This is a genomic window from Streptosporangium pseudovulgare, assembly GCF_014648055.1.
GTDB classification, from domain to species: Bacteria; Actinomycetota; Actinomycetes; order Streptosporangiales; family Streptosporangiaceae; genus Streptosporangium; species Streptosporangium pseudovulgare.
Genome location: NZ_BMQJ01000003.1, coordinates 271,798 through 286,893, shown reverse-complemented (window position 1 = coordinate 286,893; position 15,096 = coordinate 271,798). Strand labels below are relative to the sequence as shown.

General features: G+C 75.6%; 11 protein-coding genes. 2 read left to right on the top strand and 9 right to left on the bottom strand.

Going from position 1 to position 15,096, the window contains the following annotated elements:
* The first annotated feature begins 18 nt into the window (after positions 1-18).
* Positions 19-1,773: a glycosyltransferase family 2 protein gene (locus tag IEZ10_RS39840; protein WP_189245932.1), complete on the top strand. Its 1,755-nt coding sequence runs from the start codon at positions 19-21 to the stop codon at positions 1,771-1,773.
* Between the two features lie 71 nt (positions 1,774-1,844).
* Here IEZ10_RS39840 and IEZ10_RS08515 read toward each other — a convergent pair whose 3' ends face one another.
* Positions 1,845-3,173 (bottom strand): MFS transporter, encoded by a 1,329-nt coding sequence (locus tag IEZ10_RS08515; RefSeq protein WP_189245931.1) that lies wholly within the window; start codon positions 3,171-3,173, stop codon positions 1,845-1,847.
* Between the two features lie 93 nt (positions 3,174-3,266).
* Here IEZ10_RS08515 and IEZ10_RS08510 point away from each other — a divergent pair, with 93 nt between their 5' ends.
* A complete protein-coding gene (locus tag IEZ10_RS08510; RefSeq protein ID WP_189245930.1) occupies positions 3,267-4,064 on the top strand; it encodes an SAM-dependent methyltransferase in 798 nt (265 codons plus the stop codon).
* Positions 4,065-4,160: 96 nt separating this feature from the next.
* Here the strand turns inward: IEZ10_RS08510 and IEZ10_RS08505 are convergent, their stop codons facing one another.
* The 8 genes from IEZ10_RS08505 to IEZ10_RS08470 form a co-directional block, all read right to left on the bottom strand.
* Positions 4,161-6,017 carry a glycosyltransferase family 2 protein gene (locus IEZ10_RS08505; RefSeq protein WP_189245929.1) on the bottom strand — a complete coding sequence of 619 codons (1,857 nt, stop codon included), beginning with the start codon at positions 6,015-6,017 and terminating at the stop codon, positions 4,161-4,163.
* The gene (locus IEZ10_RS08500) at positions 6,017-7,267 is read right to left on the bottom strand and encodes a glycosyltransferase family 2 protein (RefSeq protein WP_229811072.1); all 1,251 of its coding nucleotides are present in this window, start codon (positions 7,265-7,267) and stop codon (positions 6,017-6,019) included. Before IEZ10_RS08500 ends, IEZ10_RS08505 begins: the two co-directional genes overlap by 1 nt.
* A 77-nt stretch (positions 7,268-7,344) precedes the next feature.
* Positions 7,345-8,325, bottom strand: a complete 981-nt coding sequence (locus tag IEZ10_RS08495) for a polysaccharide deacetylase family protein (RefSeq protein ID WP_189245928.1) — start codon at positions 8,323-8,325, stop codon at positions 7,345-7,347.
* Positions 8,326-8,530: 205 nt separating this feature from the next.
* The gene (locus tag IEZ10_RS08490) at positions 8,531-9,823 is read right to left on the bottom strand and encodes a homoserine dehydrogenase (protein ID WP_189245927.1); all 1,293 of its coding nucleotides are present in this window, start codon (positions 9,821-9,823) and stop codon (positions 8,531-8,533) included.
* Positions 9,824-9,857: 34 nt separating this feature from the next.
* Positions 9,858-11,240, bottom strand: coding sequence for a diaminopimelate decarboxylase (gene lysA / locus IEZ10_RS08485; RefSeq protein ID WP_189245926.1), 1,383 nt, complete (start codon positions 11,238-11,240; stop codon positions 9,858-9,860).
* A 235-nt stretch (positions 11,241-11,475) separates the two neighbouring features.
* Positions 11,476-12,294 carry a neutral zinc metallopeptidase gene (locus IEZ10_RS08480; RefSeq protein WP_189245925.1) on the bottom strand — a complete coding sequence of 273 codons (819 nt, stop codon included), beginning with the start codon at positions 12,292-12,294 and terminating at the stop codon, positions 11,476-11,478.
* 59 nt (positions 12,295-12,353) lie between these two features.
* Positions 12,354-13,022: a DALR anticodon-binding domain-containing protein gene (locus IEZ10_RS08475; protein ID WP_189245924.1), complete on the bottom strand. Its 669-nt coding sequence runs from the start codon at positions 13,020-13,022 to the stop codon at positions 12,354-12,356.
* A gap of 78 nt (positions 13,023-13,100) precedes the next feature.
* On the bottom strand, positions 13,101-15,083 hold the full coding sequence (locus IEZ10_RS08470; RefSeq protein WP_189245923.1) for a cell envelope integrity TolA family protein: 1,983 nt from the start codon (positions 15,081-15,083) through the stop codon (positions 13,101-13,103).
* Positions 15,084-15,096: the final 13 nt, after the last annotated feature.

The following is a 15,096-nucleotide window of genomic DNA, read 5'->3' as shown; positions in this document are numbered from 1 at the left end:
GACAAGGGGCATTTTCGGATGACGGATGGAGCAGCGGCCGGGCCGCCACCGATCCGGCACAACGACCACTCCCCCCTGACCCCGCCCGCGCTCGGCGCGTGGGAGCCGTCCCTGCCGGTCAGCGTGGTCATCCCGGCGCGCGGCGGCCAGCACCGGCTGGACCTCGCCCTGGCCGCCCTGGCCGCGCAGAGCTACCCCGCCCACCTCATGGAGGTGATCGTGGTGGACGACGGCAGCGACCCCCCGCTGAGGCTGCCGGAGATCGCGCCGCCGGGCGCCAGGATCGAGCCCGCCGCCCCGGGCGGCTGGGGCATCGCGCACGCGGTCAACACCGGGGCCGCCCGCGCCGGGGGCGAGATCGTCCAGCGGCTCGACTCCGACATGGTCGTCTGCCGCGAGCACATCGAGGCACTGGCGCGCTGGCACCACCTGGCCGGGTACGTCGTCGCCATCGGCGCGAAGCGGTTCGTGGAGGAGCCCGTCCTGTCCCCCGGCGAGGTGCACGACGCGGTGCGCGCCGGCTCGCTCGGGGAGGTCTTCGACCTGTCGGCGGCGCAGGCCAGTTCCACCGAGCAGACGATCGCCCGCACGAACGGCCTGCGGACCAGCCGCAACCCCTACCACGTGTGCACCGGCCCCACGGTTTCGCTGCGGCGGGAGGTCTTCCACGCCGTCGGCGGGTTCGACCCGGCCGTCCTGCGCGGCGAGGACACCGAGTTCGCCTACCGGCTCGCCGCGCACGGCGTGGTGTTCGTGCCCGACATGGATGCCCAGGCGGTGCACCTGGGCATCCCCGCGCAGCGCCTCGACCGTGAGCGCGCGGTCCGCACGGTCGCGCCCTACCTCGCCCAGCGCGTGCCGCTCCGCCGCGACCTGCGCAAGGACCCGGGTCGCCAGTGGCTGGTGCCGTACGTGGAGATCGTGTTCCGTCTCGGGGAGGACCCGGACCCCGGGCGGGTGCGCGCGGCGGTGGGCGCGGCCCTGTCCGGGTCGCTGCCCGACGTGGTGGTCACCCTCGTCGCCCCCTGGTCGAAGCTGTCGGAGGGCCGTCCCGGGCCGGAGGACCCCCTCTTCGAGCTGCGGCTGCTGCGTGAGCACTTCGCCCATGACCGCCGGGTACGGCTGGCCGACGAGGGCGACGGGATCACCGCGGCCGGCGGGGTCGGCGGGATCACGACCACGCCCGCGCCGATCCCGTTCCGCTACACGGGCCCGGTCTCGGTGCCGCCGGGCCGCGACTCGCTGGAGCGGATGATCGCCGCGATGCAGGACGACCGGTCCGGCATGCTCGTGGTGGACCTCGGTGAGGACGGCCCGGCGACGCTGGTGCGGACCGAGGCGCTGGGCCGGGCTCTGCTGCTGGGCGCCGCCGACGTCACCGCCTCGATCGAGGCGACCCACGGCGTACGGCACGGCGCACGGGCCGACTTCTGGCCCGCGAAGGACCAGAAGGACCAGAAGGCGCAGAAGACGGAGAGGGCGGGGAAGGCGGCGCAGGTGGCGCGGGCCGCCCAGGCGACGCGGGCGGAGAAGACGGTCCGGCCGGAAGCGGCGGCTCAGCCCGGGAAAGCGGCCCAGCCGGAGAAGGCCGCGAAGACGGCTGAGGCCGTCCAGACGGACAAGGCGGTAGAGGCGGACAAGGCGGCGAAGACGGGGCAGGCGGCTTCCGGCGGCGCCCGGCCGTCCGCGCGCGTCCCCGGGCGGACGGCGTCCGCGGCGGCCCGGCGGCGGAACTGGCGCTCCCTGCTGCGCTCGACCCGGCGGCCCGACTGACCCACCCGTACGGCGCGCCCGCCCGTACGGCGCGTCCGCCCGGCGGCCGGACGGGCGCCCGGCGGGCCGGGTCAGCGGGCGGCGGCCGGTTCGTCCTCACGCTCGGCGGCCGGGGGCGCGATGCGCCGCCGTACGGCCAGGCCGAAGGCGACGACGAGCAGGCCGCACACCCCCGAGATCACGAACGGCGCGGCGGGCCGCCAGGAGTCGTACAGCGCGCCGCCGAGCGAGGAGACCACCAGGATCCCCACGGCCCCGCAGAGCGTCTGCACGCCGTAGGCCGACCCGCGCACGGCGGCCGGAACCCGCTCGGCCAGGAGCGGGCCCGCGGTGGTGATGGCGGCGATCTCCCCCAGTCCGACGAGCACCGCCACCGGCATCATCCCGGCTCCGAGTGGATCGTCGACCAGCAGCGTGGACAGGTAGGAGGCGGCCGCGACCACCTGGGCGAGGATGAGCACGTCCTGGCGGCGCATCCGGTCGCCCAGCCAGCCGAACAGCGGCGCCCCGAGCATGGCGACGGTCTGCGCGACGCCGACCACGGCCCCGGCGCGGGCCAGCGCCTCGGCGGCCGACATGCCGTGTTCCCTCGTGGCGTAGTCGGTGATCCACAGCGACAGGAAGCCGGCGACCACCGCGAGGTCGGCGCGGGCGACGAACGCCGCGGCGTAGGACAGCGCCACCCCGGGATCGCGGGCCAGCGTCACGCCCTCGCGGACCAGGCGGGTGAGCGGGACGCGCGCGGCGCTCTCGCTGACCCGCGCGGCGGACAGGGTGAACCACATCAGCACGGCGACGCCGAGGACGGCGGCGGCGACGAGCAGGAACGACAGGCGGGCCGCGGTGACCGGCTCCGCGCCGCCCTCCTCCAGGGCCTGGGGCAGGCGGACCAGCGCGAGCACCGCGACCATCGCGCCGAGCCCGCTGAACAGGCCGACCAGGCCGTAGGACTTCCCCCGGGAGCGGTCGCGGACGTAGTCGATGGCCAGTGTGGAGAGCATGCCGTTCAGCGCGGCCACGCCCAGGGCGAAGACCACCCGCAGCGCCACCAGCACGCCGGTGTCCCCGGCGAACGGGAACAGCCCCGCGCCCAGCGCGCACAGCGTGAACCCGATGACCACGATCGGCCGGCGGCCGAACCGGTCGGCCAGCGCCCCGTACCAGGCCAGGCTGGCGATCATCGCGATCTCGGCGGCGGAGCCGAGCAACCCGACGATCTTCCCCGTGTCGTCCCCGGCGACGCCCAGGACACCCTTCAGCACGTACGGCTGCGCCGCGGGTAGGAAGGAGATGACCATGGTCGAGGTGAACGCCAGGAACAGGAAGGCCCACATGTTGCCGCGGCCGATGCCGTCGGCGAGCTGGAGGCCAAGGACCCGGCGCGGGGAGGAGGCGGCCATGCGGCGATCTTGTCAGCTCCGGGGGCGCTTCTCCAAGGCCCTCCTACCGATATGATCACCGCATTTCGGAAAACCACCCCGGGGGAGCGGCTCGTGACCGACCAGATACCCAAGGGCATTCGCACGGACGTTCCCAACGTCGCCCGCATGTACGACTACTACCTGGGCGGCAAGGACAACTTCCCCGCCGACCGGGAGGCCGCGGAACGGGCCCTGGCCGCGGTCCCGGAGATCCGGCACAGCACCCGGTTCAACCGCGCGTTCCTGGGCCGCGCCGTCACCTTCTCCGCCGCCTCCGGCATCGACCAGTTCCTCGACCTCGGGGCCGGCCTGCCGACCCAGGACAACGTGCACCAGGTCGCCCCGGGCGCCCGGGTCGTCTACGTGGACAACGACCCGACCGTCCTGGTCCACGGCAGGGCGATCCTCGGCAAGGACGACCGGGTGACGATCGTCGAGGGCGACCTGCGCCGCCCCCGCGAGATCCTCTCCGACCCGGACGTGCGGGCGGCGATCGACTTCGACCGGCCGGTGGCGGTCCTGCTGCTGTCGGTCATGCACTTCGTCCCGGACGAGGAGGACCCGCTGGGCGTCATCGCCACGCTGCGCGAGGCCATGGCGCCCGGCAGTCACCTGATCTTGTCGCACGTGGCGATCGACGCCCGGCCCCAGGCCGCCGGCGCCGTCACCCAGGCCTACGACCGGGCGTCCGCGCCCTTCGTCGCCCGGACCGGCGAGGAGATCGTCCGCATGTTCGACGGCTTCGACGTGGTGGAGCCGGGCGTCGTCAACCTTCCCGAGTGGCGTCCCGAACCGGGCGCCGAGGTGCCCTACCGGGGCATCGGGAACTACTTCCTGGGCGGGGTCGGGGTCGTCACCGGCGGCGCGTGAGCATCCGCCGGGGAGGGCCGCTCCCCGCGCGGCCCGGAGTCCGCGGCGCGTGAGCGTCCGCCCGGAGAGACCGTTCCCCGGGCTGAGCCGGAGTCGTCACCGGCGGCGCGCGAGCGCCCGCCTGACCGACGACAGCAGGCCGAGCTGCATCACCTTCCTGGCGGCGGCCAGTTCCTTGCGGGCCGCCGCCAGCTCCTTGCGCAGCCCGCCGACCTCGCGCCGCAGCTCGACGGCGTTCCTGCGCCAGCGGCCCGACTCCTCCTTCCACCGGGCCACCTCGCCACGGAGCCGTTCGGCCTCCCTGGCGAGGCGGTCGGCCTCGGCCCGCGCCTCGGTCCGGGCCCGGTAGGCGCTCCGGCGTCCGGTGATCTGCCGCGGCCCCGTGGTGAATCCGTAGGTCTCGCCGTCCACCCAGAGGACCCCGAAGACGTCGTCCACGGCATCGTCGAGGTCCTCGCCCTCGCCGGCGACGATCGCGGCGCGGGCGAACGCGGCGGTGCGCTCCAGCCGGGCCGTCACCAGCCCCGCGTCCCCGTCGCCTCCTTCACTCGCCCCGCCCCTGGTGTCCCCGGTGCCCTCGGTGCCCTCGGCGCCGTCCGCGTTCCCCTGGTCCCCGGCGTCCCCGGCGTTTCCGGTCTCCTCGGCCAGCAGCACGGAGACCAGGCCGTACTCGCCCTCGACGGCCAGGTCGAGCAGGCGCGCCAGGGTGTCCTCGTCCGGCGTCCAGCCCGCGGGCAGCCGCAGCCGGTACGGCGCCGCCGTCACCGAGCCCCGCTCCCCCTCCGGCCTCCGTTCCCCTTCCGGCCGCTCCCCCGGGTACGGCGTGGCCCCCTCGCGGTACGGCACGGTCACGCGGGCCGCCTCGGGGGCGGTGAGGGCGAAGCGCACCCTCCCCTCGTGGGCGTAGTGGCCGCGGACCAGCGCCGATTCCAGGTCCGGGTTGCGCAGCGGCGCGCGACCCTCGGCGGCGACGCGGTCCCAGGGCCCGACGACGGTGACCGCGACGTCGGGGAGGGTGCCGGCGAGGACGGCGTCGACCGTGGCGCGGACCTCGTCGTAGCCCGCCCGCCCGCCGGCCTCGACGACCACCTCCAGGTAGGGCACCTTCCACTGCCGCGCCGGGTGGGAGCGCAGCCAGCGGTAGGACGGGATCCGGTCGGCCACGAACGCGTGGCTGACCCGGTCGATCGGCGCCTTGCCGCGCATCCGCATGGTGGGGCCGAGGTGGAAGGCCCGGGACAGCGGCTCGGGCACGAAGACCGCGCCCGCCTGGGCGAGCCGGTAGCCCATCTCGGTGTCCTGGCCGAGGATGAGGTCGGTGTCCATCGGCCCGGCCGCCGTGAGCAGCGCGGCGCCGACCGAGGTGGCGCCGCCCACGTGCAGGCTGAACGCGCGGTGCGGGTTGTCGGTGAGGCCGCCGGTGCGCTCGATCAGGTCCACCAGCCAGGCGTGCGGCTCGGCGGGCTCGAACAGCTCCGCCAGGTCGCCGGCGGCGGCCACCGCCTCCGGCGTGGGCAACTCCGCGGGGGTGAAGCGCAGGTAGCCGGTCACCACGAGGTACGGCGCCACGTGGTGCCAGCGCATGTGCGCCTCGACCGACAGGCGGTCGAGGACCACGTCGGAGTCGAGCCAGTGGATCACGTCGCCGGTGGCGGCCGCGAGCCCGGCGTTGCGGGCGTGCGCCCGGCCCGGGACCGGGCAGGCGATCAGTCTCGTGCCCGGCGGCCGGAGCGCGGGCAGGCGCAGCGGCGGGTCGCTCCCGTTGTCCACCACGATGACCTCGGTCAGCTCGGCGGGGTAGCTCTGCCCGGCCAGCCCCGCGAGCACCAGGTCGAGCTTGTCCTGGCCGCCGTAGGCGGGCACGACCACGCTGACCCGCAGCGAGGGCGTCCAGGCGCCGGGCTCGGGCGGGGTGAGGACGCGGTGGTCGTTGCCGGGGATCCGTGGTGTCATCACGCTTCCAGAAGCAGGCTCGGGCGGAAGCCGCGCCACTGGCTGGACGCGACGCGCAGGAAGTGGGCGAGCGGGAGCCGCCAGGTGTGCTGGGCCCGTACCGAGCGCCGCAGCACGTAGCCGAGGCCGTGGGTGCGGTAGACGCGCGCCCCGGCGGCGTGGGCGGCCTTGAGGAAGGCCGCGTCCACCCCGCTCGGCAGGGCGGGGAAGCCGCCGGTCTCGGTGAACCGGTCCCGGGCGAGCAGGATCGTGCCGCCGGCCACGTGGTCGGACCAGATCTCGCCGGTGTAGTCGGTGCGGCGGACGGTGGCGTCCAGCGGCTCCAGGTAGAAGAACTCGGCGGCGGTGCCCACGATGTCGGCGCCGGAGTAGGACCGCGCCATGAGCAGGTCGGCCAGGTGCTCGGGCCCGTACCAGTCGTCGTCGTCCCACTTGGCGACGTAGTCGCCGCCGGCCCGCAGGGCGGCCGTGTTGAGCGCCGTCCCGAAGGGGACGTCGGCGGCGACCTCGACGACCGTCACCGACGCCTCGCAGGCGGCCAGGGCCCGCCGTACCGCCTCGTGGCCGGCCGGAACGCCGTGCAGGGCGAGCAGGACCTCGACCTCCACCCCCCGCTGGCGGGCGATCTGGGTGAGCGCCTGGCCGAGGTGGTGCGGCCGCATGCTGGACATCACGACGCTGACCTTCGGCGCCGTGCCCGCACCGGCCCCGGCCCCGGCCCCGGTTCGGGCTCCGGCGGCTCCCGCCGTCCCGGCGGCCGGGCCGCGCAGCGCGTGGCGGCGCAGCCGCACGCTGTGCTCCTCACGGCGCAGGGCGGACACCGAACGGGGCCCGCCGGGGTCGTCCCCGGGCGTCCAGGCCGCGAGCAGGCGGGCCAGGCCGGGCTCGACCCAGCCCGGCGAGGCGGCGGCGTGCAGCGGCACCCCGGCCGCGGCCAGCCCGGTGACCGTGCCGGCCGGCACCGGTTCGGCGGGCCACCGTACGGCCAGGCCCCGCAACGGCCGCAGGCGGGCGACCTCGGCGGCGCTCGGACGCTCGCCGAGCGGTTCGCCGTCCGCGGCCCAGCGCCGGCCGTCCCACACCAGTTCGGCCACCGGCCCGTCGGCGGCTCGTTTGAACCCCTCGGGGGTCGCGGGACCGGTCTCGGCGGGACCGGTCTCGGCGGGATCCGCCTCGGCGGGGCCCGTCTCAGCGGTGTCCGGGACGGGGGACTCGGGGACGTCCGGGGAGGGGGAAGGCTGAACGGGCACCAGCGAAGGATAGCGAGGGTGAAAGGCTATTTTTCACGAAATGTCCCATCCGGCCCGTGCGTCGGAGGCCGGGCGGGTCACTCGCCGCGCGGCAGCGGGCGGTAGCGGGCGCCGACCGCCTCCCCCAGCGGCCGGACGGCCGTGCCGTGGGACCCGCGGGTCGCCAGCCAGCCGAGGAAGTCCTCCAGCAGCTTCGGCGACACCGAGTAGTCGCCGCAGTCCTCGCAGACCCGGTGGAAGACCAGCGGCAGGACCCCGCCGCTCTTCTCGGCGTCGAAGACCTGCTGCTTCAGGCGCCTCAGCGGCGTGTCCGGGCCCGCCGAGCTCGCCGTGCGGATCGCGTGCCGGTCTCTGGGCGGCAGGGTCTCCGCCGCCGGGCAGGCCGGGCACGAGAACTCGCGGAGCCCGCCGACGTCGCGGGCCGCGTCGTAGCCGCACCGGCGGGCCGCGGCCTCGGCGCGGGCGTCCACCGAGCCGAAGGGGTAGGCGAGCGTGGCGGGCCGGTATCCCCAGGCCACCAGCTTCCTGCGGTCGTCGCAGATCTGGGCGCGCTGCTCGGCGACGGACAGCTCGGGCAGGCGGAGGTGGGTCAGCGTGTGGCCGCCGATCTCGTGGCCCGCCCGGGCGATCGCGGCGAGCCCGCGGCGGGTCAGCTTGAGCTCGTGCCCGACCGTGCCGGTGTTGACGTAGAAGGTGCCGCGCATGCCGTGCCGCTCCAGCATGCGGGCGACGGCCGGGTGGGTGGCGTCGCCGTCGTCGAAGGTCAGCGAGACGATCGCCCCGGCCCGCTTCGGCGCCCGGGTCCCGGCCGTCCCGGCCGCGCGGGCTCCGTCGGCCTCCGCGCCGGCCCCTCCCGCCGTACGGTGCCCGGCGGCCCCGGGATCCCCCCGACCGTCCGCCCGGGCCGTCGCGCCCGGAAGCGTCCCCGGGAGCATCGCGGGAAGCGCCGTCAGGAGCACGGTCAGAAGCGTCGTCAGGACGGCCGCCGTCACCGGCGGCCGCGTCCGGCGGACGGTCCTGTCGGCGGGCACGGCCCTGCGGGCGGCGGAGGGGGTCATGCGCACCACGGTACAAGCCGGTGATCACCGGCGCACGGGATGTCATCGAACCGTCCCGGCGAAACCGCCGGGACGGCCCCGGACCCCGGCGACGGACCGCCCGGCCCGCCCGGCCCGCCGCGCAGGCCGGATCAGGTCCGAGCCGCGGAACGGACGGCCCCGGGAACCCACGCGGGACCCCGGGGCGGGCCGGCCTCGCGGCGGATCAGGCGATGTCCTCGCCCTCGACGCGCATGACGCTCACCACGTCGCGGACGATGTCCATCTCGCGCAGCCCCTGGATGGTGGCCGAGAGGGCGGCGTCGCCGGCGCGGTGGGTGACCAGGACGAGCTGGGCGTCGTCGCCGTGCCCCTCCTGGCGGACGGTCTGGATGGAGACGTCCTGCCTGGCGAACATGTCGGCCACCCGGGCGAGCACGCCCGGTTTGTCGGCGACGTCCAGGGAGACGTGGTAGCGCGTGACGGTCTCGCCCATCGGGTGCACCGCCAGGTCGGCGTAGGTGGACTCCGCCGGGCCGCGGGTGCCGGCCAGGTGGTTGCGCGCCACGGCCACGATGTCGCCCAGCACGGCGCTCGCCGTCGGGGCGCCGCCGGCGCCCGCGCCGTAGAACATGAGCCGGCCGGCCGACTCCGCCTCCACGAAGACCGCGTTGTACGCCTCGCGGACCCCGGCCAGCGGGTGCGACCTGGGGATCATGGCCGGGTGGACCCGTACGCCGAAGGAGCGGCCGTCGTCGGAGCGGGCGCAGATCGCCAGCAGCTTGATGACGTATCCCATCGCCCTGGCGCCGGCCACGTCGGCCGCGGTGACCTCGGTGATGCCCTCGCGGTGGACGTCCGCGGCCGTCACGCGGCTGTGGAAGGCGATCTTCGCGAGGATCGCGGCCTTGGCGGCGGCGTCGAAGCCCTCGACGTCGGCGGTGGGGTCCGCCTCGGCGTACCCCAGGGCCTGGGCCTCCTCCAGCGCGTCGGAGAACGACGCCCCGGTGGAGTCCATCTTGTCGAGGATGTAGTTGGTGGTGCCGTTGACGATGCCCATCACCCGGTGGACCCGGTCGCCCGCCAGCGACTCGCGCAGCGGGCGGATCAGCGGGATGGCCCCGGCGACGGCCGCCTCGAAGTAGAGGTCGGCGCCGTTGGCCCGGGCCGCGGCGTGGACGGTCGCGCCGTCCTCGGCGAGCAGCGCCTTGTTGGCCGTGACGACCGACTTGCCGCCTTTCATGGCCGACAGGATCAGGGACCTGGCCGGCTCGATGCCGCCGATCACCTCGACGACGATGTCGACGTCGTCCCGGGCCACCAGCGCCTCGGCGTCGGTGGTCAGCAGGGCCGGGTCCACGTCGGTGTCGCGCCTGCGGCCGGGCCGCCGCACGGCCACCCCGGCGAGCTCCAGCGGGGCCCCGACGCGCGCCGCGAGGTCGTCGGCCTGCTCGCGCATCAGCCGGATCACCTGGGAGCCGACGACGCCGCACCCGAGGAGGGCTACTTTCAGAGCCACGCGCCCGCACCACCCTTCTCGCTCACGGCCGCCCTCACAGCTGGCCCCTCAGCAGGTCTTCCTCGGTCTCCCGGCGGACGATCACCCGGGACTCCCCGTCCCTGACCGCCACCACGGCGGGCTTGGGGAGGTAGTTGTAGTTGTTGGCCAGCGACCGGCAGTAGGCGCCGGTGCCGGCCACCGCGACCAGGTCGCCGGTGGCGAGGTCGGCCGGCAGCCACAGGTCGCGGACCACCATGTCGCCGCTCTCGCAGTGCTTGCCCACCAGGCGCGAGAGCATCGGCTCGGCGTCGCTCTCCCTGGAGGCCAGGCGCGCGGTGTACTCGGCACCGTACAGGGCCGTGCGGATGTTGTCGCTCATGCCGCCGTCGACGCTGACATAGGTGCGCAGCCCCTCGACGTCCTTGATCGTGCCGACCTCGTAGAGCGTCACGCCCGCGCGGCCGGCGATGCTGCGGCCCGGCTCGACGGTCAGCCGGGGCACCGGCAGGCCGGCGGACTCGGCCACCCTGGCGACGATCTCCCGCAGGCCGTCGGCGATCACCTTGACGTCGGGCGCGGTGTCGCCCTCGACGTAGGGGATGCCGTAGCCGCCACCGAGGTCGAGCTCGGGCAGGACGACGCCGTGCTCCTCCTTGATCTGCACCAGGAGCGTGGCCAGCCGCCGCGCGGCGACCTCGAACCCGGCCGTGTCGGTGATCTGGGAGCCGATGTGGGAGTGCAGGCCGACGAGCTCCAGCTGGGGCAGGGCCAGGACGCGGCGGGCCGCCTCGGCCGCGGCGCCGCTGCCGAGGGAGAAGCCGAACTTCTGGTCGTCGTGGGCGGTGGCGATGAACTCGTGGGTGTGCGCCTCCACGCCCACGGTGACGCGGATCATCACCCGGGGGCGTCTGCCGTGCCTGTCGGCGAGGAAGCCCAGGCGGGCGATCTCCTCGAAGGAGTCGGCCACGATGTGCCCGACACCGGCCTCGACGGCCCGCTCCAGCTCGGCGAGCGACTTGTTGTTGCCGTGCATCGTGATCCGCTCGGGCGGGAAGCCGACGCTCAGCGCGACGGCCAGCTCGCCGCCGCTGCACACGTCGAGGCCCAGGCCCTCCTGCATGACCCAGCGGGCCGTCTCACGGCACAGGAACGCCTTGCCGGCGTAGTGGACGTCGCCGTCGGCGTACGCCTCGCGGTAGTCGCGGCACCGGGAACGGAAGTCCTCCTCGTCCACCACGTAGAGAGGCGTGCCGTGCTCGGCGACCAGGTCCCTGACGTCGGCGCCGCCGATCGTGACGGCGCCGCCGTCACGGCCGGCCGTTCGCGGCCAGATGTGGGGATCGAGTCCGTTGAGGTCGGCGGGCGCGTGCGGAGGGCGCTCCTCGGGCAGCACCTCGGCGTGCCGGTCACCGGCGGGATGGGCGAATCGACTCACCCGATCGAGGCTATCGGACCCGGCGGCGCCGATGAGACGAATGACCACCTGTCGAGACGACGTCCTCCCCAATGGCATGAAGTTTTCACGTGTTTCACACCGGGAGCGCGATATTTTTACGTTTCCCCCGCCTCCGCCGTGAGGAGATCCGCGCCCCGGCCCCGCCCCGCCGGGAGACCGGGCCCGGAGACCAGGCCCGGAGACCGCGCCGTCGGCCCCGGCCGCCGGGAGGGCCTCAGGACACCTGCGTCGCCGGGGCGCCCCAGGTGTTGCACGCCCCCACCGTGCCGGTGCGCTGCCCCCGGGCGATCCACGCGGCGCTGCTGGCGCCCGAGCCGTGCGACTGGCGGTAGCTCGCCGCCGGGCCGTCCGGGTCACCGGCGTCGGCGGCGGCCACCCGGCGCTGCTCGCGCAGCAGGCGCGGCCCGACGACCCGCAGCGCCGCCGCGGCCAGGCAGTCGGCCTGCAGTTCGAGCCGCCGCGACCACGCCTCGTCGAAGGTCTCCGAGCCCCGCCTGTCGGCGATCCCGCTGACCTCCTGGACGTGGTGGGCGTACTCGTGGGCGAGGGTGAACATCATCGGGGCCGTCCGGCCGTCGCCGCCCTGGACCAGCACGTTGACCACGCGTTCCCGCGGGCAGTAGATCCCGGCCCAGTCGTGGTCCTCCTTGCCGCACGCGGCGTCCGCGGGGACGCGCACCAGCCGCAGCTCGGCGGGGGGCGTGTAGTCGATGCCGGCCTCGGCGAGCGACGCCGCCCACATCCCGTCCAGGCAGCGGGCCAGGGCGCGCAGGGTCACGCCCGGCCGGGCGTCGAGGTCGCGGGGCAGCCCGGCGCAGCGTCCGCCGACCGGCCTGGTGGCGGCGTAGAGGCGGTGGGTGGCGGCGGCCGACCGGGGCGAGCCGGGCGCGGTCCCGATGAGGCCCTGGAGATCGCCGCGGAGGTAGACCGTCCCGCAGGCGATGATCGCGAAGGCCAGCGCCACCGGCAGGACGCGCCGGACCACCCCGGGCCGCCGCGGCTCCCCGGGCGACCAGTCCCGCGGACCGCTCATCGACCCCTCCCGTCCGTTCGCTCCGTAAAGGTTCCTCACGGACTGTCCGTGAGGGTCTATCACAGGCCGGTCGGCGCTGTCTCGCCGAGTGCGGCCAGCCCCTCGGCCAGCACGTCCCGTACGGCGCGGGCCAGCCGTACCCGGGCCGCGTGCAGCGGCGAGGGCGGCTCGTCGCCCGAGGGCAGGGCGGGGGCGCGCTCGAACGCGTCGTGGTAGGCCAGGGCGAGCTGCTCGGTGTAGGCGGCCCAGCCGGGGTCCCTGCTCACCCGCCTGCCGGGCAGCTCGGCGAGCGACCTGAGGACGGCGCGGTCCCGGCGTCCGGTGAGCAGGCCGGGCCGGAAGTCCCCGGTCACGCCCAGCTCCGCGGCCCAGCGCTGCACGGCCGCCGCCCGCACGTGGGCGTACCGTACGGCGAAGCCGGGGTTGGCCCAGGTCCGGGGAAAGTCCGGCCAGGGGGACGGACCGGCGGCGGGGGTCACGGGGGCCGCGGCGGCCGGGCCGATCTCGGCGACCAGCTCTCCCGGCACGGCGACCTCGATCTCCAGGAACCCGCCGGGCCGTACCCGCACGCCGGCGATGCCGGGCAGGGCGCGCAGCCGCGCGGCCATCGCCTCCGGGTCCTCGCCGCGCCGCAGCGCGGCCGGGGAGACGTACGTCGCCGCCTCGGCCCAGGTGCCGCGCGGGATCGGCGGCAGGCCCAGGACCTCCGCGAGCCTGCCGGGCGTCACGGCCGGCCGCCGGGAAGCGCGCCGGCGAGCGGTGCCACGCCGGTGAACGCGCCGGTGAGCGGTGCCACGCCGCGCAGTCTAGACGAGCGCGTGCGGCTCGGGCGGGCCGTAGTCGACGAGCCGGGCCGCGCCGAGGAGCCAGCGGTCGCGGTCGCGCACGCACACGTAGCCGTAGCGGTCGGCGGAGAAGACCTTGATCCCGTCGGCCCGGCACTGGCGCATCAGCACCTCGTCCCAGCCCTCGGAGACGTCGGCGAAGCCGATGCCGCGCAGGACGGTACGGCGGGCCAGCAGCGTCGCCCCGGAGACCTCGGGGAGGTAGGAGTACTCGGCCGACGGCTGGCGCAGCACCGTCGCGGCGACGTCGCGCATGTGCGCGAAGTAGGCCGCCTTGCCGACGATGTCGGCGGTGGTGAACAGGAAGGGACGGGCGAGGTCGGTCAGGTAGTGCTCGCCGTAGAGGTCGCGGCCGTCCATGACGGCGACCAGGTCGCCCTCGCACAGGTCGAGGGCGCGGTTCAGCATGCCGCCGAGGGTCAGCCCGGACTCGGTACGACGGGCCGCGACGTCCACCCGGTCGGGCATCGCGGCGCGGGCCCGCTCGGCCGCGTCGGGGGCGTCCGACAGCACGACGAGCTGCACGACGCCCTTCTGCGGCGCGACCTGGGCGAGGGCGTGGTCGAGGTCGCCCCGGTCGATCAGGATGACCGAGATGTTCAGGGTGGCGCGGGCGCTGGGCAGGCCGACCGCGCCGAGCAGGTCGTCGACCTTCTGGCTCATCGTGCCGGCGGCGTAGGACTGGCGGAGCGCCACGTGGGCCCGGCGGTCGTCGGCGGAGAGGGCGAGGGCGTCCGGCGGGGCGGGCGGCCCGGCCTGCGGCGGCGTCGCGGCCACGGGTTCGGCCGGGTTGACCGGGGTGATCGGCGTGCCGCAGGCGGCCAGCTCGGCCATCCGCCAGGGCTCGGTGCCCGGCGGGCAGTACACGGCCCTGGGCCAGCGGTAGGAGGTGAGCACGTCGGGATACGCCAGGTGGGCGGGGAGCAGTTCCGCGAGGGTCAGCACCCGGTCGAAGCGGTCCCCGGCCAGCGGCAGCGGGTTGTGCACCCGGGGCTGGACGGCGAACGGCAGCAGGCCCAGGGAGGGCGGGCGGCGGCCGGGCTCCGGCTCCCGAGCCGCCAGGGTGGCGCCCCATTCCTTGACGGTGCCGGGCAGCGCCGAGACGACGTGCTCGAACAGGCTCGCGGCGGCGGCGAACCGGCCGACCTCGCCGTGGGTGTGCCAGAAGACGGTGCGGATGCCCCGTTCGGCGCACCACGCCAGCAGGGCGCGCAGCGCCGGACCGGCCTCGCGCACCTCGTCGGCCCAGGGGCCCTCGGTGACCGACTCGACCAGCAGCAGGTGCGGGATCTCGGCCGACAGGGCGCGGGCGAAGTCACCGGGGGTGAACCCGGCGGTCTGGCGCCACTCGTAGCGCAGCAGCGCCTCGGCGTGCGGCTCGGCGACGACGGCCGCGGTCAGGTGGGGGCGGGTGTTGGGGCCGGTCGGCACGCGGAAGGGCTTCAGCTTGACCGAGGCGCCGCCGATGATCCGGGTGGAGGTGGTGGCCTGGAACGACGCGCCGGGGACCTGCCGGTCGGTCTTCTTGGTGACCGGGATGGGCTGCCGCTTGGGCGCGGCCGGGCGCTTGGCGGGTTTGGCGGCCCCGCGCAGGCCCCGCGCCAGCCGGACCGGGTTGCTCTTGCCCGTCTTGATCGCGTCGCCGAGCCGGGACCAGCGGGCCACCTGCACCGACGACAGCTTCCACCTGGCCACCTCGGCCTGGTAGCGCTGCTCGGCCAGGTCGCGGCGGAGCTTCTCCTCGGCCGCCTGTGCCGCCGCGAGGCCCTTCTCGGCCTGCTCCAGACGCTCGCGCAGCGCGTTCGCCTCGGCCGACGCGCGCTCCGCGTCGGCGATCCTCGCCTGCGCCGCGTCGAGCAGTCTGGCCAGCTCGGCAGCCCGTTCCGCCTGGGCAACCGCGTCCCGCAGCGCCAGCCGTGTGCTCTCGAGTTGATCGCCCGCCACGTCGTCCTCCGAT